This is a genomic window from Streptomyces sp. RKND-216 (assembly GCF_004795255.1).
Lineage (GTDB): Bacteria > Actinomycetota > Actinomycetes > Streptomycetales > Streptomycetaceae > Streptomyces > Streptomyces hazeniae.
Genome location: NZ_SSBQ01000002.1, coordinates 243,388 through 262,449, shown reverse-complemented (window position 1 = coordinate 262,449; position 19,062 = coordinate 243,388). Strand labels below are relative to the sequence as shown.

The 19,062-nt window shown below is 70.1% G+C and carries 19 protein-coding genes, 1 tRNA gene and 2 pseudogenes; 14 read left to right on the top strand and 8 right to left on the bottom strand.

Going from position 1 to position 19,062, the window contains the following annotated elements; all coding sequences use genetic code 11:
* Window positions 1-18 precede the first annotated feature (18 nt).
* From E4198_RS01425 to E4198_RS01415, 3 genes are read left to right on the top strand one after another with little or no spacing between them, the layout of a single operon-like run.
* Complete coding sequence (locus tag E4198_RS01425) at window positions 19-1,227, top strand: FAD-dependent monooxygenase (RefSeq protein ID WP_136181511.1); 1,209 nt, start codon at window positions 19-21, stop codon at window positions 1,225-1,227.
* A gap of 44 nt (window positions 1,228-1,271) precedes the next feature.
* Window positions 1,272-2,516, top strand: coding sequence for an acyl-CoA dehydrogenase family protein (locus E4198_RS01420; RefSeq protein WP_136181510.1), 1,245 nt, complete (start codon window positions 1,272-1,274; stop codon window positions 2,514-2,516).
* Between the two features lie 5 nt (window positions 2,517-2,521).
* The gene (locus E4198_RS01415) at window positions 2,522-3,286 is read left to right on the top strand and encodes an alpha/beta fold hydrolase (protein WP_168711345.1); all 765 of its coding nucleotides are present in this window, start codon (window positions 2,522-2,524) and stop codon (window positions 3,284-3,286) included.
* Window positions 3,287-3,310: 24 nt separating this feature from the next.
* Here the strand turns inward: E4198_RS01415 and E4198_RS01410 are convergent, their stop codons facing one another.
* A complete protein-coding gene (locus E4198_RS01410; protein WP_136181508.1) occupies window positions 3,311-4,042 on the bottom strand; it encodes a response regulator transcription factor in 732 nt (243 codons plus the stop codon).
* Between the two features lie 458 nt (window positions 4,043-4,500).
* Window positions 4,501-4,971, bottom strand: a pseudogene (locus E4198_RS01405) (SIS domain-containing protein); the annotation flags it as partial.
* Between the two features lie 776 nt (window positions 4,972-5,747).
* Here E4198_RS01405 and E4198_RS01400 point away from each other — a divergent pair.
* Complete coding sequence (locus E4198_RS01400; RefSeq protein WP_136181507.1) at window positions 5,748-5,942, top strand: hypothetical protein; 195 nt, start codon at window positions 5,748-5,750, stop codon at window positions 5,940-5,942.
* A 61-nt stretch (window positions 5,943-6,003) separates the two neighbouring features.
* Window positions 6,004-6,195 (top strand): hypothetical protein, encoded by a 192-nt coding sequence (locus tag E4198_RS01395; RefSeq protein WP_136181506.1) that lies wholly within the window; start codon window positions 6,004-6,006, stop codon window positions 6,193-6,195.
* A gap of 355 nt (window positions 6,196-6,550) precedes the next feature.
* On the opposite strand, the pseudogene E4198_RS25765 reads toward E4198_RS01395, so the two are convergent.
* The 3 genes and pseudogenes from E4198_RS25765 to E4198_RS01380 all read right to left on the bottom strand — a co-directional run.
* Window positions 6,551-6,688: pseudogene (locus E4198_RS25765) on the bottom strand (IS630 family transposase); the annotation flags it as partial.
* A 412-nt stretch (window positions 6,689-7,100) separates the two neighbouring features.
* Window positions 7,101-8,213 (bottom strand): SPFH domain-containing protein, encoded by a 1,113-nt coding sequence (locus E4198_RS01385; RefSeq protein ID WP_136181505.1) that lies wholly within the window; start codon window positions 8,211-8,213, stop codon window positions 7,101-7,103.
* A 29-nt stretch (window positions 8,214-8,242) separates the two neighbouring features.
* Window positions 8,243-8,680, bottom strand: coding sequence for an NfeD family protein (locus E4198_RS01380; RefSeq protein ID WP_136181504.1), 438 nt, complete (start codon window positions 8,678-8,680; stop codon window positions 8,243-8,245).
* 46 nt (window positions 8,681-8,726) lie between these two features.
* Here E4198_RS01380 and E4198_RS01375 point away from each other — a divergent pair, with 46 nt between their 5' ends.
* The 3 genes from E4198_RS01375 to E4198_RS01365 all read left to right on the top strand — a co-directional run bounded on the left by E4198_RS01375 (window position 8,727) and on the right by E4198_RS01365 (window position 10,281).
* On the top strand, window positions 8,727-9,047 hold the full coding sequence (locus tag E4198_RS01375; protein WP_136181503.1) for a hypothetical protein: 321 nt from the start codon (window positions 8,727-8,729) through the stop codon (window positions 9,045-9,047).
* 341 nt (window positions 9,048-9,388) lie between these two features.
* The gene (locus tag E4198_RS01370) at window positions 9,389-9,553 is read left to right on the top strand and encodes a hypothetical protein (RefSeq protein ID WP_247597501.1); all 165 of its coding nucleotides are present in this window, start codon (window positions 9,389-9,391) and stop codon (window positions 9,551-9,553) included.
* A gap of 50 nt (window positions 9,554-9,603) precedes the next feature.
* Entirely contained in the window at window positions 9,604-10,281 is a 678-nt protein-coding gene (locus E4198_RS01365) for a haloacid dehalogenase type II (protein WP_136181502.1), read from the top strand.
* Window positions 10,282-10,598: 317 nt separating this feature from the next.
* Here the strand turns inward: E4198_RS01365 and E4198_RS01360 are convergent, their stop codons facing one another.
* A complete protein-coding gene (locus E4198_RS01360; protein ID WP_136181501.1) occupies window positions 10,599-11,198 on the bottom strand; it encodes a TetR/AcrR family transcriptional regulator in 600 nt (199 codons plus the stop codon).
* A gap of 104 nt (window positions 11,199-11,302) precedes the next feature.
* Between E4198_RS01360 and E4198_RS01355 the strand changes: the two genes are divergently transcribed.
* Together E4198_RS01355 and E4198_RS25760 are read left to right on the top strand one after the other, a co-directional pair.
* Window positions 11,303-11,950 (top strand): peroxiredoxin-like family protein, encoded by a 648-nt coding sequence (locus E4198_RS01355; RefSeq protein WP_136181500.1) that lies wholly within the window; start codon window positions 11,303-11,305, stop codon window positions 11,948-11,950.
* A 516-nt stretch (window positions 11,951-12,466) separates the two neighbouring features.
* Window positions 12,467-12,835 (top strand): tyrosine-type recombinase/integrase, encoded by a 369-nt coding sequence (locus E4198_RS25760; RefSeq protein ID WP_348771282.1) that lies wholly within the window; start codon window positions 12,467-12,469, stop codon window positions 12,833-12,835.
* 66 nt (window positions 12,836-12,901) lie between these two features.
* Here the strand turns inward: E4198_RS25760 and E4198_RS01345 are convergent.
* Window positions 12,902-12,975, bottom strand: a tRNA-Pro gene (locus tag E4198_RS01345).
* A gap of 189 nt (window positions 12,976-13,164) precedes the next feature.
* Between E4198_RS01345 and E4198_RS01340 the strand changes: the two genes are divergently transcribed.
* On the top strand, window positions 13,165-14,508 hold the full coding sequence (locus tag E4198_RS01340; protein WP_136181498.1) for an NAD(P)/FAD-dependent oxidoreductase: 1,344 nt from the start codon (window positions 13,165-13,167) through the stop codon (window positions 14,506-14,508).
* Between the two features lie 49 nt (window positions 14,509-14,557).
* Here E4198_RS01340 and E4198_RS01335 read toward each other — a convergent pair whose 3' ends face one another.
* Entirely contained in the window at window positions 14,558-15,757 is a 1,200-nt protein-coding gene (locus E4198_RS01335; protein WP_136181497.1) for a thiolase family protein, read from the bottom strand.
* Between the two features lie 226 nt (window positions 15,758-15,983).
* Here E4198_RS01335 and E4198_RS01330 point away from each other — a divergent pair, with 226 nt between their 5' ends.
* Genes E4198_RS01330 through E4198_RS01320 form a run of 3 tightly spaced genes read left to right on the top strand, consistent with a single transcriptional unit; the run spans window position 15,984 to window position 19,054 of the window.
* Window positions 15,984-17,297, top strand: coding sequence for a sugar ABC transporter substrate-binding protein (locus tag E4198_RS01330; protein ID WP_210732757.1), 1,314 nt, complete (start codon window positions 15,984-15,986; stop codon window positions 17,295-17,297).
* Between the two features lie 6 nt (window positions 17,298-17,303).
* Window positions 17,304-18,239 carry a sugar ABC transporter permease gene (locus tag E4198_RS01325; RefSeq protein WP_136181496.1) on the top strand — a complete coding sequence of 312 codons (936 nt, stop codon included), beginning with the start codon at window positions 17,304-17,306 and terminating at the stop codon, window positions 18,237-18,239.
* Window positions 18,239-19,054, top strand: a complete 816-nt coding sequence (locus E4198_RS01320; RefSeq protein ID WP_136181495.1) for a carbohydrate ABC transporter permease — start codon at window positions 18,239-18,241, stop codon at window positions 19,052-19,054. Before E4198_RS01325 ends, E4198_RS01320 begins: the two co-directional genes overlap by 1 nt.
* Window positions 19,055-19,062 lie beyond the last annotated feature (8 nt).

Here is a 19,062-nt window from a genome sequence, read left to right as displayed (position 1 = left end):
TCCCCGAAAGGCAACGACATGCACGCGAAACCCACAGTCCTCGTCGCCGGAGCGGGCATCGGCGGTCTCACGGCGGCACTCGCCGTCCGGCTGCAGGGGTTCCCGGTCACCGTCCTGGAACGCCGCACCAGCCTGCGCATCGAGACCAGCGGCACCGGCGTCACCATCTGGTCCAACGCGACCAGTGCCCTCGCCGCCCTCGGGTTGGGCGACGAGGTACTCCGGGCCGGCGTCCCCATCCAGCAGTCCCGCCTGGTCACCGAACGCGACGTGCCGGTCATCCACACCCCGGTGCAGGAGTACACCCACCCCGGCAGCATCCCGGGCGTCACCATCGCCCGCGGCGCGCTGGCCCGCGTCCTCACCGACGCCTGCGAACAGGCCGGCGTGGTAATCCGCTTCTCCGCCAACATCACCGAGCACCGAAGCGACGGCGACCAGGTCACCGTCCGCCTCGAAGACGGCACGGAGCTCACGGGCGGCGCCCTCGTCGGCGCCGACGGCCTGCGCTCCCGCACCGCGGCGCGCATCCTCCCCGACACCGACCCCGTCTACACCGGTGTCACCACCTACCGCGGCGTCAGCGACACCGACTGCGGTGTCCCGCCTGGCACCGTGCACCTCTTCCAGGGCAGGCACGGCGTCAACGGCGGTGCCTGGCACATCGGCGGCGGCCGGGTCACCTGGACCGTCGGCCATCCCGCCCCGCCCGGCGGCCAGGACGCCCCCGGCACCCGGCGCGCACGCATCCTCGAACTGATCGACGGCTTCCAGGGACCGCCGCAGTGCCTGGTGCGCAACACCCCCCAGGACCGCCTGCTGCGCACCGACCTCTACTACTGCGACTGGTACGACAGGTGGGGACAGGGCCCCGTCACCCTCCTCGGCGACGCGGCGCACGCAGTCACCACGGTCCTCGGCCAGGGGGCCTGCCAGGCCATCGAGGACGCGGTGGTGCTCGGCGACGAACTGGGCGCCGCCCCCGGCGACCCGGTCGCGGCGCTCCGCAGCTACGAACGCGTCCGCCGCGAACGCGTGCGCTCCGTCCGCGACACCATCTTCAAGGTCGCGTCCGCGCCCCGGGTGGACAACCGCCTGCTCCGGCCCCTGTTCCTTCGCCTCACGCGCCACTTCGCCACCCGCAACCAGGAGGCCATGTGGCGTGACCTGCAACAGCCGCCCCGGCTGCACGCGACCCCGGCCCCCGACGTCGTAGCGCAGCCGTGACCGAGGCCGCCGTGAGCGCCCGCCGCCCGTCAGCGAGAGGACCGATGAAACCTCCAAACCCCTCACTCGACAACGCTCCCCGCCCCCTCACCGACCTGTCGCCCGCCGCCGAGGCATGGCGTCGCAAGGTCCGCGACTTCGCTCGCGACCGCGTGGCCCCCCGCGTCCGTGGCATGGACGAGGCCGGACGTCTCGACGACGCCCTGGTCCGCGGACTCTTCGAGCACGGCCTGATGGGCATCGAGATCCCCGAGATGTACGGCGGCGGTGGCGGCGACCTGTTCGATGTCGTCCTGGCCATCGAGGAGCTCGCCCGCGTCGACCCTTCCGTCGCCGTCTTCGTCGACGTGCAGAACGCCCTGGTCGCCAGCGCCCTGCTGCGCCACGGCAGCGGCGACCAGAAGCGCCGCCACCTGCCCCGGCTCGCCAGCGGTGTGACCGGCGCCTACGCCATCTCCGAGGAGCGCGCCGGCAGCGACGCGTTCGCCCTGGCAACCCGGGCCGAACCCGACGGCGACGCCTACGTTCTCAACGGCCGCAAGCGCTGGATCACCAGCGCTGCGGAGGCCGGACTCTTCCTGGTCTTCGCCCGTACCGGCGAGCGGCCGTCCGCGTCCGCGCCCCCCGGCCTCAGCGCCTTCCTCGTGGAGCGTGACGCGCCCGGCCTCACGGTCGGCGCGGCGGTCCCCAAGATGGGCATCCGCGCAAGCTCGACCTGCGAAGTCGTCCTGGAGAACGTGCGGGTCAGGCGCGCCGACCTGCTCGGCCGGCCGGACGACGGGGGAAGCCTCATGGTGGCCACTCTCGACATCGGGAAGCTCGGTATCGCCGCCCAGCTCGTCGGTCTCGCCGACGGCGCCCTGCAGCACGCCCTGAGCCACGCCGAGGAGCGCGAGCAGTTCGGCACCCGCATCTGGGACTTCCAGGGCGTACGGTTCCCGCTCGCCCGCCTCGCCGCGGAAGTCGAGGCCGCCCGCGTCCTGCTGTACAACACCGCCCGGCTGCTGCAGGGCGAGGCCCCCCAGCACGAGCGGCTCAAGGCCTCCTCGATGGCCAAGTACGTGGCCTCAGCGGTCGCCGAACGCGTCGCCTCGCAGGCCGTGGAGACCCTCGGCGGCGCCGGGTTCGCGGGCAACCACCCCGTGGAGAAGCTCTACCGGGACGCCAAGATCGGCGCCATCTACGAGGGCACCTCCAACGTCCAGTTCCAGACCATCGCCTCGCTGCTCTCGCGGCGCGACGGCTCTGCGCGACCGGACGGGGCGGCGTCGGTGGCGGGGGAGGAGTGATGCCGATGGACCCCAGCACCGCCCCCGCCGCGGGCGCCTCCGTTCCGGTCACACCCACTGCGGACGGCAGCCGGCCGCTCCGGCTCTTCTGCTTCCCCTACGCCGGCGGCTCGGCCCGCCTCTTCGCCGGCTGGGAGGCCGCCATGCCCGCCCACGTACGTCTGCACGCCGTCGAACCCGCCGGCCGCGGCAGTCGGTTCCGCGAACCCCCTCACGACCGCATCGAGGCGCTCATCCAGGACCTGCTGCCGACCTTGCTCGCGGCCCGGGACGCCCCGTACGCCCTGTTCGGCTACAGTCTCGGTGCCCTCGTGGCCTTCGAACTCGCCCGCACGATGGAGCAGCGCTTCGGCTGCCCGCCGGCGCACCTGTGCGTCGGCGCTTTCCGCGCCCCGCATATGCGGCGGACCGCAGTACCCGACTACAACCTGCCCGAGGAGCAGTTCCGCGAACGCCTCCGCGCCTTCAACGGAACCCCGGACGCGGTGCTGGCGGACGACTCGTTGATGGAACTGGTCATCCCCATCCTCCGCGCCGACCTCGCGGTCGCCGACACCTACCAGCACACGGCGGGACGCCCGCTGAGCTGTCCGATCACCGCCTTCGCCGGCACCGGCGACGAGGAGGTGCCGGTCTCCGCCGTGGCACAGTGGGAGCGTCACACGAGTGCAGCGTTCACCCTCAAGGTCCTTGAGGGCGACCACTTCTTCATCCACCAGCAGGAAACCACCATGCTGGAACACCTGTCCGGTGTTTTCGAGCACGGGTGAGGAAAGGGAGTGGTGGGATGCTGGTCAGGGCCCTTCCTCGTCGGAGGGATCGTCGACGATGCCCTCGCGCAGGGCCAGGGCAACGGCCAGCGTCCGGTTGGGACAGTTGAGCTTCGCCAGTACGTTGGCCACGTGTCGCTTCGCGCCGTGCTGGGATATCTGCAACGACCTGGCTATCTGCTTGTTGCTGTACCCCTCTGCGAGAAGTTGCAGCGTCTCCTGCTCACGTGCCGTGAGGAAGAACGGTCGCACAGAACGGGCCGGAACGCCGCTGCGTATCCGTCCCAGCATCCACTTCGACAGCAGGGCGGGCACGGGCATGTCGCCCCCGACCAGCCTCCGGAGGGAGTCCTCCAGCGACTGCGCGGTGATCTCGTCGACGAGCAGGAACCCGTCCGCCGGCATCTCCGTGGCGACGGCGAGTTGCTGTTCGTCCCCGCTCTCCAGCAGGGCCAGCGTCTTCCCCTGCTGCTCGCGCGTGGCCGCCACCAGCTCCATCACCTCGGGTGTGAGGTCGCACGGACAGATCACCACGTCGGTACCGGGCAGGTTCATCCGTACTTCAGCCGATCCGGGGTCCTCGAAGGCCGTGACCTGGGTCGCGAAATCCTTCTCCTGCATCATCGACTCCAGACCGCGCCGCACCATCTCATGCGGGTGCACCACGCTCACGCGCAGACCGCCGGAGATCGCGGACGGCGGCAGCGTCTGCTGCTCCGCGACCCCGGACGTCGTGGCGTCGTCGCTGACTCGCATCGGCCGGGGCCCTGATAGTCCCTTGCTCACGGCCACCTAGACCATCCTCTCAGGTTTGACGGGCTTATTTGTAATACATCTCCAGTTCGGATGCGTCGATGGAGCCGCCTCCTGTCCACCATGTGCCAACCCGGTATGTCACATGACAGGTTGGTGCCGTTACGGTTTGCTGTTGGGGGGGTAGCCGTTCGGCTACTCCATTCGACCGGCCCGGGTGGCAGGTGGACCGGCGAGCCGGGATGCGGACGCGGGTCACGCGATGAGGCCATGGGGGACGGCGGTGTCCTCACCCTGCCGCATCCGGGTTCTTGCCTTCTCCCCCAGGGCGTTGACGACGGCGGGCACGGTGGTCTCCACGACCGCCAGCGTCGGAACCAGGCTGTCGTAGGGGGAGGGGCGGTGACCTGGCTGGCGAGCACCACGTCTGCGTGCACGGTCGCGGGGGACAGCCCAACGTCGGTGAACAGGACCACGGTGCCCCCCTTCTCCCGCAGTGCCTCGGCGATGACGCTTTTGTCCTGTTCGTAGCGCCGGTAGTCGCAGAGGACGAGCACATCACGGCGGCCGCAGGCCGTCAGTGCCGCGGTGCGCTCGACGGGCCGGTCGGGGAGGATGCGGACGCCGTCACGCAGCTGCATCAGGTGCAGTGCCAGATACTGGGCGAGGAGATGGGTGAAGCGTCCGCCGGTCACCGTGATCCGCCTTTTCGGGCCGGCGACGAGGTTGGCGTCGCCGACGCCGCCGGTGTGGACGCCGTCGAAACGCAAGCCGGAGGTCCGCGGCGAGGTCCTGCTCGTCGCAGACCCCGGGGCCGTGGGCAGGGCGGCCAGCCGTGCGGGAGGGACGCGCGGCGGTGGAGGGCAAGGGGACGGGGGCGCGAGAGGCTCCTCGGTCGAACGCAGGGGCAGGACTGCGCCGGGACGTTGCATCAAGGAGATAGACGCGCCTATATGTACGCACGCTACGCACTGCGCGTGGCGCTCGGTGGCCGAGTGGAAGCATCGCCGGGCACGTTGCGGATCTCTGTCGCCTCCGTTGCTCGTGTCCGTGCGCGCCCGATGCGTGTCCGCCGGTACGTCGGGGGTGTGCCGGGGTTCGAAGCCGACCGGGCGCTCCGTCCGAGTGGGTGCCGTCGACGCGTGATTCCCGCAATCCGCAGATTCCGCACCATGCGGCCGTCGTGATTTCCGCACAGCGCCTTCCCGGCGCATATGCCCGCAGTGTCGCTCCGGCTTCCCAGGAAAAACCGAATTGGCAATGCCAATTGTGTGCCCACGCGGGAGGCCAAGGATTACCGCCGGTGTGATGCAGGCCACACGACACCCTCTTGGCGATCCTTTTGCCTGCACCTATCGTCGTGACCACGCGTCAGATGGAGATTTCACTTCCTCGTTCCCCCGGCCAGGAACGTGACGGAGAAATCGATCTCCTTCTTCGGAAGGTATTCTCCTGCGGCATGCGTGAGATACACGCGTCGTTCGTCGTGACACGAAACGGGGGCATTCTCATTCGTCGTCCACCAAGCCCTCTGTCCCGCGCGAGCGGCGCGCATCTCCCCGCCACCTCATCGCTGAACGCAGATCGCCGCGGCCCGGACTCAGCGGCCGCGCCTCGAAGCTGCCCGACGCGGCGTCGTCGGGTATGACCGGGCGGCGGCGTGCCGTCCCGGTACGGAGCACGACCGAGACACACAGGAGGACTCCGCATGGAGCAGAAGATCGCGACGTTCATGAACGGGCAGGACTTCGGTCCGATCGAGAACGGCCTCCAGGAGACCACCCCCGCGCCGGTCATGGGCACCCCCGCCTCCGCCGCCGCCACCTGCTGGTACGTGGCAGGCGGCGTAGCCGGTGCGGGTGCCGTCGTCGGCGCCTACACCTGGGGTGTCGCCAACGGCTGACCGGCCGCCGTCGGGCAGCCCGCGCCTTCGTCCCTCACCGGTACAGGAAGAGGAGAAAGCAATGAGCCGCATCAAGAACAGTGTGATCGCCGTCACTCCGGAGAAGCTGCAGGACGGGGCCACCACCGAACTGGGCGCGATGGCGCCCGTCCAGGCCACTCCGGGCTTCGTCGCCTTCGGTGTGGGCTTCGCCGGCGGTGCCGGCGCCGCCTGGGTGACCGTCCAGGCCTACGAGGCCGGCGTCAACAACTGACCCGACCCGTTCGACGGTTCACCACGGAAAGACTCCGCCGGGATTGCGCCGTACCCGTGCGACGCCGCACGCGGAGAGAGCTGCCGGGCCGCGCCGCAATCGCGGCCCGGCAGCCCCTCGCGTCATGGTAGGGACCCGTACATCGGACTGCCCCATCGAAGAAAGCCTCGGCGTCATCCGTTCAGGAGACTGGCTTGCCGCCTTCTCATCGATATCGCTGACTGCAAACAGCTCTCATCGGAACAGCTCAGAAGAACTGAGGGGTCCGACTACTGAGATTGAACTCGTGGCGTCGCAGGCGGTCAGGGGCTGAAGGCGAGCCCGGTCCCGGCGAGTCAGCCATCGATGAGTCCGGGGCGAACTCCCGCAGACCGGCGGCCTTGTGCACGTTCAGGTTGTCCCAGACCACCACGATCGGGTCGTCGAGCTGCTGGTGTGCGGCGATCAGGAGGTCCCGGTAGTCGCGCCGGGAGAGGCTCTTGCGGCCGTCGCGTACCAGGAGTTTCCGCACGCCCTGGATCGTGTAGGTCAGGTGGAAGCGCCGCCCGATCACCGTCTTGACCCGCCCCAGCGTCCACCGCTGGTCCTCCCAGCCGTGCGTGGCCGGCCCCTCGGCCGGCTCCGCCTTCAGCTGCCCGAAACTGCTTCTCACCCAGCCGCGGCAGCGACGCCGGCCCCTGCGACCGCAGAGCCCTTGGACCACCCTCAGTCCACATGCGCCGTCACCGCTGCACCGACCGCAGGCTGACGCGCAGGTCCTTCGCGATCGCCGTGCTGCCCTCGCCCCGCGCGAACCGCTCAGCCGCCTGCAGCCGTAACTCCTCGCGGAACGACTGCCGTTCGGACGTCAGGCCGCCTCCCTGTTCAGGCGGTCAACCCACTGGCGGTCGACTCCGCCCCCGTGCTCAACCGGCGGACGTCCGTCCCCGGCCCGGCCCCTGGCCTCCCCTGGCGGCTTCGGCTTCGGCTTTCGCGTCGCTCACTGCTGCGGCAGCCTGCTCTGCCGCCTCATTGGCGGCCGCGGTGGCGTCAAGCGCAAGCGCCGGGCCCGCCCTGAGTTCCGGAGCCCTGCTGCCTTCGCCCGACGCGCCGTTGCCATCGCTGGTGGTTGCTTCCTCTGGCTGCGCGGATTCGGGAAGGCCCTCCATCGGTCGGTCACCGAACGCGCGCGTGACGGTGCGCACTGCCTCGGTCAGCTCGCCCGGGATCACCCAGAACGTGTTGCTGTCGCTCTCGGCCAGGTGCGGAAGCGTCTCCAGGTACTTGTAGGCCAGAACCTTCGGGTCCGCATTGTTGCGGTGTACGGCCTGGAAGACGCGTTCCACCGCCTTCGCCTCGCCGTCCGCTCGCAGGACCATGGCCTGTTGGGTGCCCTGGGCTTCCAGGATGTCCTTTTGCTTTGTGCCTTCTGCGGTGAGGATCTTGGCCTGCCGGTCCCCTTCGGCGTGCAGGATGGCCGCGCGCTTGTCACGCTCGGCCCGCATCTGCTTCTCCATCGCCTCTTTGATGGTGTGCGGCGGGTCGATGGCTTTGATCTCGACGCGGTTGACCCGGATGCCCCACTTGCCGGTGGCCTCGTCGAGGACGGCGCGGAGCCGGGCGTTGATCTCCTCGCGGGAGGTGAGCGTCTCCTCCAGATCCATGGAGCCGATGACGTTCCGCAGCGTGGTCACGGTGAGCTGATCGATCGCATGCACGTAGTCGGCGACCTCGTAGGCCGCCGCCCGTGGGTCGGTGAGCTGGTAGTAGAGCACCGTGTCGATGTTCACCACGAGATTGTCCTCGGTGATCACCGGCTTGGGGTCGGACGAGTACACCTGCTCGCGCACGTCGAGTTTGGTGTTGATGCGGTCCGCCACCGGAAGAACGAAGTTCAGGCCGGGTTGCAGCGTCCGCCGGTACCGGCCGAACCGCTCGACGTTGTAGCGGCGCGCCTGCGGAACGATCCGCACCGTGGCGGCCACGAGAAAAACCACAAGTGCCGCCGCCACGAGAATCGGTATGACCATGGGATCCACACGCCCTCCGGGGAAGTGTGTTCAGCCGTTCACGGAAGGAGCTCGCGGGGGTACACGACCGCTGTCACACCGTCGATCTCCATGACATCCACCAGCGCTCCCGCCGGGATCACGTGGCTTTCGTCGAGCGCACGGGCGGACCATTCCTCCCCGGACACCTTGATCAGGCCCCGGGTTGCCGTCACCTCGTGCATGACCTCGGCGCGTTTGCCGATCAGCGCGTCGCTGCCCTCACGCGTGAGAGGCCCCTGCGCCATGTGCCGCAGCGCGACAGGACGGACGAGGACCAGGCCCGCCGCTGCGGCGACGGCGAGCGCGACAAGCTGGCCGAGAAGGCCGACGCCCAGGCCGGCGACCACAGCGGCTACCAGAGCCGCGCCCGCCAGCAGACCGAGAACCAGAGTCAGGGTGAAGAACTCCGCGACTCCCAGCCCCACGGCGGCGAGCAGCCACACGAACCATGGCATCGGCTCAGCTCCCTCAGCGGGACTTATCAGACATATACTCCTATATGTGAGCATAACCCGGATGGCGGGCCGGTGGCCCGGCCCACGGGCAGTGGCCCCGCGGGTGCGGCGGGAAACCACCGGAGACACCAGCCCGGACTCCGCCTTCGAGGCGGACCCCTTCCTGACCGGCTCCGGCCACCACTACGAGCGCACCCTCGCTGTCAGCAAGGAGACGGCCGCGTCCCTGCGGGTGAGCGACGCAGTCGTCGTGGTGCACGGCTTCGACTACAACAGGAAAGGCAAGTACGACTTCAATCTCGGCAAGAGCCCGCTGGGCCCGATGCCCCCGCCGAAGCCACCTTCCCCGCCCTGTGCGGAGCTCTGAAGAAGTCGCCGCACGGCGGTATCTCCGGCGGTCTCGGCGGCACCCGGGGCGGCGGTCTCGACACCACCCTCGCGGCCACCACCGGTGGCGCACTGCTCCTGGCCTCCACCGGCGCGTACCGGATGCGGCGCCGCACCACTCGCCAGGACTGAACGGCGCACAGAAACCCATGCCGGTCACCTGGCTCGGTGGTCGCCGCGGTGCCCTCACCGCAGCGGCCACCGCCTGCGCCGTCACCGGAACCGCTCTCCTGACCCTGGCCCCTGCCACCCAGGCGCCCCCGCCGTCTGCGCCGCCGCCCGCCCCACCGGTAGTGGCCCGACCACCGGCGCCGGCATCTGATGGGCGACACCTCGGCTGAGCGGGCCGGCGCTGAGGTCCTGTACGGGCTCGCGGGCGCGGTCCAGGCCGAGGTGCCCGTGGAGCGGCTGCGGCACATGATGTACACCTATCCCACCTTCCACCGGGCAGTGGAGGACGCGCTGACCGGCCTGCACCGGAACTGATCCGACCCAGGCCCCTCCGCCGGGCCGCACCACGACAGGAGTCCGACTCGATGCCCGCACCCGTACGGCTGATCGTTTTCGACGTCAACGAGACCCTCAGCGACATGTCCCCGCTGCGCGCCCGATTCGAGGAGGTGGGTACGCCCGGGTACCTGGCGGAGACGTGGTTCGCCGGCGTGCTGCGCGACGGTCTGGCGCTGACCGCGGCCGGCGGCTACGCGTCCTTCCAGGCCGTGGCCGAGGCCGGGCTGCGCGCACTGCTGCCGGGTCTGGACGGCTGGCACGGCGACCTCGACCACGCTGTGGCCCGCATCCTGGACGGCTTCGGCGACCTGGGCGTCCACCCCGATATCCCCGACGGAATGAGGCAGTTGCACGCTGCCGGGCTTCGCCTGGCCACCCTGACCAACGGCTCGGCCACCACCGCCGAACGCCTGCTGTCCCGGGCCGGAATTCTCGACCGCTTCGAGGCGGTGCTGGACGTCGCCGCTGTACGGGCGTGGAAGCCGGCGGCGGCCGCCTACCGTTACGCCACCGAGTGGCTGTCCGCCGACCCCGCGGAGACCCTGCAGGTCGCCGTCCATCCCTGGGACATCGACGGTGCCCGCCGCGCGGGCCTGCAGGCGGCATGGCTGCGACGCGCCTCGCCCGCCTACCCGCACGTGATGACCGCTCCCACCCACACGGCCCAGGACCTGCGGGAACTGGCTGGAATGCTGACGTCCTGAGAGGGGGGTCGGTTCAGCAGCAGCCCGGCCCGGTGCCTATCCCAGCGGTCGACGGCTGCTCTGCGGGACCGCATGGGAACAGGCCGTAGTGCGTGGTCTTGTCACCCGTGACGTCGGAGTCCTGTGCATAGCGGGTCGCCTTGAACATGTCCGCGGTCGCCGCTTCCTGCTGCCGCAGACCAGCACGGGTTTCCGGCGGCCAAGCGGTGGTGGTCCTCCAGGCCTAAGGAGTGCGGGAGTTCGGGCAAGGTGCGCGGTGGGCCGCGACCTGGCCGGCGCGCAGACCGGGCGGGTCGGTCAGGGCGTCGGCAGACTTCTCAGGATGCCCGCCGGGCGCCGATCGAGGCGAGGGCCGCAGTTACCGCCTTTTTGAGTTCCTGCGGGTCTGCCCCGGCACGGGAGCGCAGATTGACACCGTACGCGAGTAGGGCGAGCAGATCGGCCGACGCGTCGGGATCGGTGTCCGGGTCGAGGTGGCCCCGATTCTGAGCAGTGGCGAGCGCCGTGTGCAGGGCGTCCCACAGCTGTTGGTGGTGCCGAATGAGGAGGGAGCGGACCTCCGGGTCGCCGTTCCCGGCGCAGTTGTGCGCGTTGGCGACCATGCAGCCCCACTGCGCGTACTCGCCCGAGCAGCGGACCTCGATCAGAGCGGTGAAGAAGTCGGCGATGGCGGGGAGTCCCCGCGAGTCCTCCGCAAGTTGGCGGAACGAGGGCTGGGAGTGGTCCTGGATGTAGCGGTGCAGCGCAGCGCGGTAGAGGTCCTGCTTACCGCCGAAGGTGGCATACAGGCTGGATCGATTGAGCCCAGTCGCCGTCACGATGTCCTGGATCCCGGTCGAGGCCACACCCTGCCGCCAGAACAGCCGTGCCACGGTCTCCAGGGTCGTGTCCGGATCGAAGTGCTTGATGTCCGGCATGCCTCACCCCCAGGGATCCTGAAACGAGGGTTCCAGTGTACTGTCGTGCCGAGTATCTTGAAACGATCGTTCCGAGTTGAGAAAGCGAACCAGGAGGAACTCCGATGACGCTCAACAGCGAACTCCGCTCCTACAACGAGGCACGACGGCAGGACATCCCAGTCCATGTCCGGGAGGTCATGGACCGCGCCACTCGGGAGCTCGCCGCCTCCGGCCAGGCCGACCGCGCGCTGACCGTAGGCGACACAGCACCCGGCTTCCGCCTGCCGTCGGCGACCGGGCGCACTGTCGAGCTGAAGGCTCTCCTCGCCGAAGGGCCGGTCGTGCTGACCTTCTACCGCGGTGCCTGGTGCCCGTACTGCAACATCACCCTGCACGCCCTACAGGAACACCACGACGCCATCACCGCCCGCGGCGCCCGGCTGGTGGCCGCCTCTCCGCAGATCCCGGACGAGTCGCTGTCGCTGACCGAGAAGCACGAGCTCGCCTTCGACGTCCTCAGCGATCTCGGCTCCGACACCGCCAAGCAGTACGGGCTCGCCTTCGACCTACCCGATGACCTCGCGGCCGTCTACGACACGTTCGGCTTCGACCTCCAGCGCGTCAATGCCGGGCACGCCCGCACCCTGCCGCTGCCCGCTACCTACGTCATCGACCGCGACGGCATCATCCGCTGGGCCTTCGTCGACACCGACTACACCAAGCGTGCCGAGCCCGCCGACATCATCGCTGCGCTCGACGCCCTGGACTGACCCAGGAGGGCGGCCGTCAGCAGCACGAGCACCGGCCGCGACGGGCACCAACACCAGTAGGAGCGCGGCAGCGGTGCCAGTGCCGAGGACCAGCAAAGCGTCGGCACGCAGCACACGGAGCCGAGCAGGAACACCGTGAGCACTCCGCGGGGGCCTTGCGTGCCCTGCCCGGCGGCGAGTTGCCCGGCAGGCCGCCGCCTGCCGGGCTGCGAGCCCGGCGACCGCGCCGCTGCAGCTCACCAGGGCGGCGACGAGCGCTCCGAGCAACCAACCAAAGGTGCCCCCCGCTGAGCTCGGCACCCGCCCTTGGTCCACCCGGTCCAAGGGCGGCAGCGCGATCTTCGATTTCATCGAACGCCGGTACAACCTGCGCAGACTCCACAGCGGCCTCGACTACCGCAGCCCGGCAGAAGGGACTGCTGCACGTATATTCGTGCGATCTCCCTCCCGGAACGATGCGTCGTCGCGCTCAGGGAGCACGCCGACGTTCAGCGGAGGGAAAGGGGCGCGGCCGGAATGAGGTGGGAGCCGTCGCGGGACCAGCCTGCCGGCCTGGTCTTCACGACTCCCACGGGCCGGGTCACGGACCTGCGCAGTCTCAACAGGATGCTGACCGTCCTCTGCCGGGCGGCGAACGTCCGCAGAGTGCGGGTGCACGATCTTCGGCACACCTGTGCCTCGCTGCTGCTGGCTCAGGGTGTGGACGCTCGCACCATCATGGAGACGCTGGGGCACAGCACGATCACCATGACGCTCGACACGTACGGGCACGTGATGGACACGACGCTCAAGGCGGCGGCCGACCGGATGGACGCCGCACTCGGATCGGGCGAGGACGAGCGAGAGAATCGAGGTGCCGAGGGGCTGGAAGGGCCGTCGGCGTGAGGCACTGATGTCACCCACTGATGTCAGAAGCCCTTTGCGAAGATCGCAAAGGGCTTCTGACCACCGTCGGGACGACAGGATTTGAACCTGCGACCCCTTGACCCCCAGTCAAGTGCGCTACCAAGCTGCGCCACGTCCCGGTGTCCTGGGCGGCTGCGGGAAGATCCGCTCGCCGACCGGCACGAAGAACAATACCGCACTCCAGGGGGTGGATGTGCACCCCCCTGCCCGCCTCGCGGGGCGGTCGGGAAGGGGTGGCGGGCGTTTGACGGGCCGAGGCGCGGGAACCGCGGGAGGCCTGACCCGGACCCGCAGGACAGGGAGTGCACGTGAGCAGGTCCCGCATCGTCGTCGTCGGAGCCGGGTTCGCCGGATACCGCGCCGCCCGCACGTTGTCCCGGAAGCTGCGCGGGACGGCGGAGATCGTGCTGGTGAACCCCCACGACTACTTCCTGTACCTGCCCCTGCTGCCGGAGGTGTCCTCCGGCGTCCTGGAGCCGCGCCGGGTGTCGGTGTCGCTGGCTGGGACGCTGCCCGGCGTGCGGCTCGTGCTGGGGGAGGTGCACGGCGTGGACCTGTCGGAGCGGCGTGTGCGCTACACCGACCCGGAGGGCGGCGAGGGTGAGCTGTCCTACGAGCGGCTGCTGCTGTCCGTGGGCAGCGTGAACAAGCTGCTGCCGATCCCCGGCGTCGCCGAGCACGCGCACGGCTTCCGCGCGATGCCGGAGGCGCTGTACCTGCGTGACCACATCACGCGCCAACTGGCGATGGCCGCCGACAGCGACGACCCCGGCGAGCGGGCGGCACGCTCGACGTTCGTGGTGGTGGGTGCCGGATACACCGGCACCGAGGTGGCCGCGCACGGCATGCTGTTCACGGACTCCCTCGCCCGGCAGCACAACCGGTCCGCCGGCCGGGGCGGGGGCCGCGTGGAGCACCCGCGCTGGATGCTGCTGGACGTGGCGCCCCGGGTGCTGCCCGGTCTGGACCGGCGGCTGTCCGCGACCGCCGACCGGGTGCTGCGGCGGCGGGGTGTGGACGTGCGGACGCGGACCTCGGTCAAGGAGGCGACCCACGACGGTGTGCTGCTGGACGACGGGGCCTTCGTGCCGACCCGGTCGCTTATCTGGTGCGTGGGGGTGCGGCCCGATCCGCTGGTCGAGGACCTGGGGATGCCCACCGAGAAGGGCCGCCTGGTGGTGGACGAGTACCTGACGGTGCCCGGTCACCCGGAGGTGCTGGCCTGCGGCGACGCGGCCGCCGTGCCCGATCTGACCCGGCCGGGGGAGTACACCCCGATGACAGCGCAGCACGCGTGGCGGCAGGGCAAGCTCGCCGGACGCAACCTGGCGGCCGCCTACGGGCGCGGGGTGCGGCGCCCGTACAAGCACCACGACCTCGGCTTCACCGTCGACCTGGGCGGGGTGCAGGGCGCGGCGAACCCGTTCGGCATCCCGCTCTCCGGGCTGCCCGCCAACGCGGTCACCCGGGGCTACCACCTGGCGGCGATGCCCGGGAACCGGATCCGCGTCGCCACCGACTGGCTGCTGGAGGCCCTGCTGCCCCGGCAGGCGGTGGAGCTGGGCATGGTCCGCTCCTGGGCGGTGCCGCTGGACACCTCCTCGCCCGAGCTGGCGAAGGCGCCGACCGGACGGAGCACCCCGGGCCGCTGAGCCGCCGAACGGGCGAGGCGCCGGGCTGCCGGAGCGCCCCGCCCGGGCGTCAGCGTTCCAGGACCAGCGCCTGCCCCTGCCCCACGCCGATGCACAGCGCCGCCAGACCCGTGCCGGAGCCCGCCGAGGCGAGCTGGTGCGCCACCGCGCCGGTGATGCGGGCGCCGGAGGCGCCGAGCGGGTGCCCGATCGCGATCGCGCCGCCGCGCGGGTTGACGAGCGAGGGGTCCAGCTCCGGCCATTCGGCCAGGCACCCGAGCGCCTGGGCGGCGAACGCCTCGTTCAGCTCGACGGTGTGCAGGTCGCCGAAGCCGCGTCCGGCCTTGGCGAGGGCCCTGCGCACGGCTTCCACCGGGCCCAGGCCGAAGAGCTGTGGCTCGATGCCGGTGACGGCCGAGGCGCGGATACGGGCCAGGGGTTCGCGGCCGGTGGCCGCCAGGCCCTCCTCGTCGGTGAGCAGCAGTGCCGCGGCGCCGTCGTTGAGCGGCGAGGAGTTCCCGGCCGTGACGGTGCCGGTGCCGTCCTTGCGGAAGACCGGCTTGAGCTTGGCGAGGGTCTCCGGCGAGCTGCCGTCGCGGATGGTCTCGTCGCGCGGTAGGTCGACGCCCTCGTACGGGACCACTTCCCGGTCGTAGAGGCCGTCCTTCCATGCGCGGGCCGCCTTCTCGTGGCTGGCGGCGGCGAAGAGGTCCTGCGCCTCGCGGCCGATCCGGTGCTTGTCGGCGACCAGCTCGGCGCCCTCGCCGAGGGAGACGGTCCACTCCGGGCGCATCCGCTGGTTCACCATCCGCCAGCCCAGCGTGGTGGAGAACGTCTCCGGCGCCCCGGCAGGGAAGGCGCGCTCCGGCTTGGGCATCACCCACGGGGCGCGGCTCATCGACTCCACGCCGCCGGCGATCACCGCGGTGGCGTCGCCGACCGCGACCGCCCGCGCCGCCTGTACGACGGCCTCCAGGCCGGAGGCGCACAGCCGGTTCACGGTGCTGCCGGGCACGCTCAGCGGCAGCCCGGCCAGCAGTACGGCCATCCGGCCGACGTTGCGGTTCTCCTCGCCGGCGCCGTTGGCGTTGCCGAAAACGACGTCGTCGAGGCGCGCGGGGTCCAGGTGGGGCGTACGGTCCACCAGCGCCCGTACGACGTGGGCGGCCAGGTCGTCCGGGCGTACATCGGCCAGGGCGCCGCCGTACTTGCCGACGGGGGTGCGGACGGCGTCGACGACGAAGACGTCGCGGAGTCGATCGTTGGTCATGGCAGCGATCCTCGCAGGCCCCTCGGCGCGTGACCAGGGCCGGCCTTGCCCGGGGCCGTCGTACACCGCCCCATAGGACACCGATACGGGTCAAAGGGGTGAGATCCGCGGTGGGGCCGCGCTCGCGCAACGCGACCGGGTACGTACGAAGGGTTGACGCCGTGCCGCCCGGCAAGCGGCAATGGTCAACGCACCGCGATGAAGCGTGCGTCGAGAGGAGCAATCCATGCCCGCTCACAGCTCCGCGTCCGCCCGTCCGCCCGCCATTCCGTCCTCACTGAGCAGGCGCAGGGTCCTCGCACTGGCGGGAGGTGCGGCGGCGGCGCTGCCGCTGTCCGCGTGCGGCTCCGGCGCCCCCGACACCGACGGTGCGGGCGGAGGCGCCTTCACCGTCTACTGGAATCCCGGCCACGACTACGCGCCGTACCAGCAGGTCGTCAAGGAGTTCGAGAAGGCCCACGGCGTCACCGTCCGCATGCAGAAGTACCAGTGGCCGGACATGCGCACCCGCATCCTCACCGACTTCCAGTCCGGCAACGTGCCGGACCTGATGGAGGAGCCCGGAGGGTGGGTGCAGGAGTTCGCGCTCAGTGGCGACGCGCTCAGCCTGCAGAAGTACATCGAACGGGACGGCGCCGAGATGGGCTTCCCGGACGACTGGCAGACCGCCGCCGTCGAACACAACTCGCACAAGGGCGAGGTGTACGGCATCCAGCTGCACCAGACGTGCAGCCTGCTGCTCTACAACAAGCAGATGTTCGACGAGGCGGGTGTCCGGCCGCCGGCCACGTGGGACGAGGTCGTCGAGGTCTCCCGGGAGCTCACCGGCGGCGGAGTGCACGGCATCGCCCTCAACCAGGACCCGTCCTACGCCTGGCCGTGGATGCTCCAGAACAGCGTGCGCGAGTACGACCCGAAGACGGGGAAACTCCTCACCCCTCGTGACGCGGCACGTGAGGCCCTGCAGTTCCAGACCGACCTGGTGCACAAGCACAAGGTCTCGCCCGTTCCCACGCCCGGCACGGACTACTCCGGCCCGCAGAAGCTGCTCTCCGCCAAGCGCGCCGCGATGATCGTCTCGGGCCCGTGGGACCTGGAGCCCATCGCCAAGTCCAGCCCCGATCTGGAGCTCGGCGTCGCACAGGCGCCGAAGAAGAAGGAGCAGGCCACCATCCTCGCCGGCACGTCGGTCCTCATCCCGAAGAAGGCCCGGCGCCCGGACCTGTCCTGGGACCTCATCAAGCGCCTGACCACGCTCAAGACGGAACTCGCCGTGACCCGGCAGTCGGGCATGCTCATGCCCCGCAAGTCCTGGGCCGAGGACCCGGTCGTGCAGAAGGACACGGTCACCCGGCAGTTCGCCCAGGGCCTGTCCTACGCCCGCGACGCGCACGAGGGCCTGTACCTCACCGGCCACTACGGAGAGATCTCCGTGGACGTGTGGAAGAAGCTCTACCAGGGGGTCGTCATGGAACGCACTCCCGTCGACGAGGCGTTGGACTCCTACCTGGCCGCCGGCCGCCGGATCATCGAGGGGTAGCCGCCCATGGCGCTCAAGACCGCCGTTCGGGAGAGGTCACCCAGGCCGCCGCAGCCCGCGCCGCGGCGGCCGAAGGGCGGCACGCTGCAGGCCCGCCGGGCCCGCACCGCCTACCTCTTCCTCACACCCGCCCTGCTCTTCTTCGCGCTCTTCTTCTACATGCCGATCGCGGACATCGTGAACACCAGCATGCACTCCGGGCCCCAGGCGGACCGGTTCAGCGGGCTCGGCAACTACGTCGACGCCTTCGGCGACCCCTCCGTCCGGAACTCCTTCAGCGTCACCCTGATCTTCGCGGTCGGCACCACCGTCGGCGCGATCGTCCTGGGCCTGGCGCTGGCACTGCTGGTCAACCGGCCACTGCGCGGCCGCACCCTGATCCGGCTGGCGCTGCTGGTGCCGTACCTGACCTCGGTCGCCGTCGTCGGTCTGCTGTGGCGCAACATCCTCGACCCGCAGCTGGGCATCCTCAACCGGATGCTCACCGAGTTCGGCCTGCCCACCCAGGCCTGGCTCAACACCGACCCCCTCGCCACCATCATCCTGGTCACCCTCTGGCAGATCGCCGGCTACACCATGATCCTCTTCCTCGCCGGCCTGCAGGGCATCCCGGAGGTCTACTACGAGGCGGCCACCATCGACGGCGCCAACCAGTGGCAGCAGTTCTGGCGCATCACGCTGCCGCTGCTCGCGCCCACCACCCTGTTCGTCTCGGTGATGGCGGTGATCTCCGGCCTCCAGGCCTTCGGCCAGGCGTACATCATCACCAACGGCGGACCGGCCGACGCCACCGACCTGTACGTCTTCCACGTCTTCGAGGTCGCCTTCCGCAGCCGCGACTTCGGCTACTCCTCCGCCCTGTCGGTGCTGCTGCTGTTCGTCATCATCGCGTTCACCGCCGTGCAACTGCGCGCCGGCCGCCGTGGGGAGGTGCAGTACTGATGACCCGGTTCGGCCGGATCGCGGTCTACGTGACGCTGCTCGCGGCGAGCGCGGTCACCATCGTGCCGCTGCTGTACATGCTGACGCTGTCGCTCCAGACGGAGGGCGAGACGCTGTCCGGCGAGGCGGTGCTGCTCCCGGAGACCCCGCAGTGGGGCAACTACGTCACACTCTTCGAGGAGGCGCCGTTCGGGAACTTCATCATCAACAGTTTGGTCGTCGCGGGCGGCATCACGCTCGCCCACCTGGTCTTCGACCCGATGATCGGCTATGTCTTCGCCAAGTTCGACTTCCCGCTGAAGAACACGATCTTCGTGGCGATCCTGGCGACGCTGATGATCCCGCTCTTCGTACGGATGATCCCGCTGTATGTGATGATGTCCAATCTGGGCTGGCTCAACAGCTACCAGGCGCTGATCCTGCCGTTCGTCATGGACGGCTTCGGCATCTTCCTGATGCGGCAGTTCATCCAGCCCATCCCGGACGACCTGCTGGACGCCGGGCGGGTGGACGGCGCCTCCGAGTTCGCCGTCTACCGACGGGTGGTGCTACCGCAGGTCAAGCCCGCCCTGGCGGTGCTGGGGCTGTTCACCTTCGTCTTCCAGTGGAACGAGTTCCTGTGGCCGCTGGTGGCCACCACCACCGAGGACATGCGCACCATCCCGGTCGGGCTGACCCTGTTCAACCAGGAGCACTTCACGCTCTGGCACCTCACCGCTGCCGGATCGGTGATCATGTTCGTGCCCACTGCGCTGATCCTGGTCTTCGCCCAGCGCTACTTCGTCCGGGGCATCGCCCTGACCGGTCTCAAGTAGTCCGGAAC

Excerpts from the sequence above, each read along its gene's own strand:
- E4198_RS01425 (WP_136181511.1), top strand. The coding sequence starts at position 19 with ATGCACGCGAAACCCACAGTCCTCGTCGCCGGAGCGGGCATCGGCGGT.
- E4198_RS01420 (WP_136181510.1), top strand. The coding sequence starts at position 1,272 with ATGAAACCTCCAAACCCCTCACTCGACAACGCTCCCCGCCCCCTCACC.
- E4198_RS01415 (WP_168711345.1), top strand. The coding sequence starts at position 2,522 with ATGGACCCCAGCACCGCCCCCGCCGCGGGCGCCTCCGTTCCGGTCACA.
- E4198_RS01410 (WP_136181508.1), bottom strand. The coding sequence starts at position 4,042 with ATGCGAGTCAGCGACGACGCCACGACGTCCGGGGTCGCGGAGCAGCAG.
- E4198_RS01400 (WP_136181507.1), top strand. The coding sequence starts at position 5,748 with ATGGAGCAGAAGATCGCGACGTTCATGAACGGGCAGGACTTCGGTCCG.
- E4198_RS01395 (WP_136181506.1), top strand. The coding sequence starts at position 6,004 with ATGAGCCGCATCAAGAACAGTGTGATCGCCGTCACTCCGGAGAAGCTG.
- E4198_RS01380 (WP_136181504.1), bottom strand. The coding sequence starts at position 8,680 with ATGCCATGGTTCGTGTGGCTGCTCGCCGCCGTGGGGCTGGGAGTCGCG.
- E4198_RS01370 (WP_247597501.1), top strand. The coding sequence starts at position 9,389 with ATGGGCGACACCTCGGCTGAGCGGGCCGGCGCTGAGGTCCTGTACGGG.
- E4198_RS01365 (WP_136181502.1), top strand. The coding sequence starts at position 9,604 with ATGCCCGCACCCGTACGGCTGATCGTTTTCGACGTCAACGAGACCCTC.
- E4198_RS01360 (WP_136181501.1), bottom strand. The coding sequence starts at position 11,198 with ATGCCGGACATCAAGCACTTCGATCCGGACACGACCCTGGAGACCGTG.
- E4198_RS01355 (WP_136181500.1), top strand. The coding sequence starts at position 11,303 with ATGACGCTCAACAGCGAACTCCGCTCCTACAACGAGGCACGACGGCAG.
- E4198_RS25760 (WP_348771282.1), top strand. The coding sequence starts at position 12,467 with ATGAGGTGGGAGCCGTCGCGGGACCAGCCTGCCGGCCTGGTCTTCACG.
- E4198_RS01335 (WP_136181497.1), bottom strand. The coding sequence starts at position 15,757 with ATGACCAACGATCGACTCCGCGACGTCTTCGTCGTCGACGCCGTCCGC.
- E4198_RS01330 (WP_210732757.1), top strand. The coding sequence starts at position 15,984 with ATGCCCGCTCACAGCTCCGCGTCCGCCCGTCCGCCCGCCATTCCGTCC.
- E4198_RS01325 (WP_136181496.1), top strand. The coding sequence starts at position 17,304 with ATGGCGCTCAAGACCGCCGTTCGGGAGAGGTCACCCAGGCCGCCGCAG.
- E4198_RS01320 (WP_136181495.1), top strand. The coding sequence starts at position 18,239 with ATGACCCGGTTCGGCCGGATCGCGGTCTACGTGACGCTGCTCGCGGCG.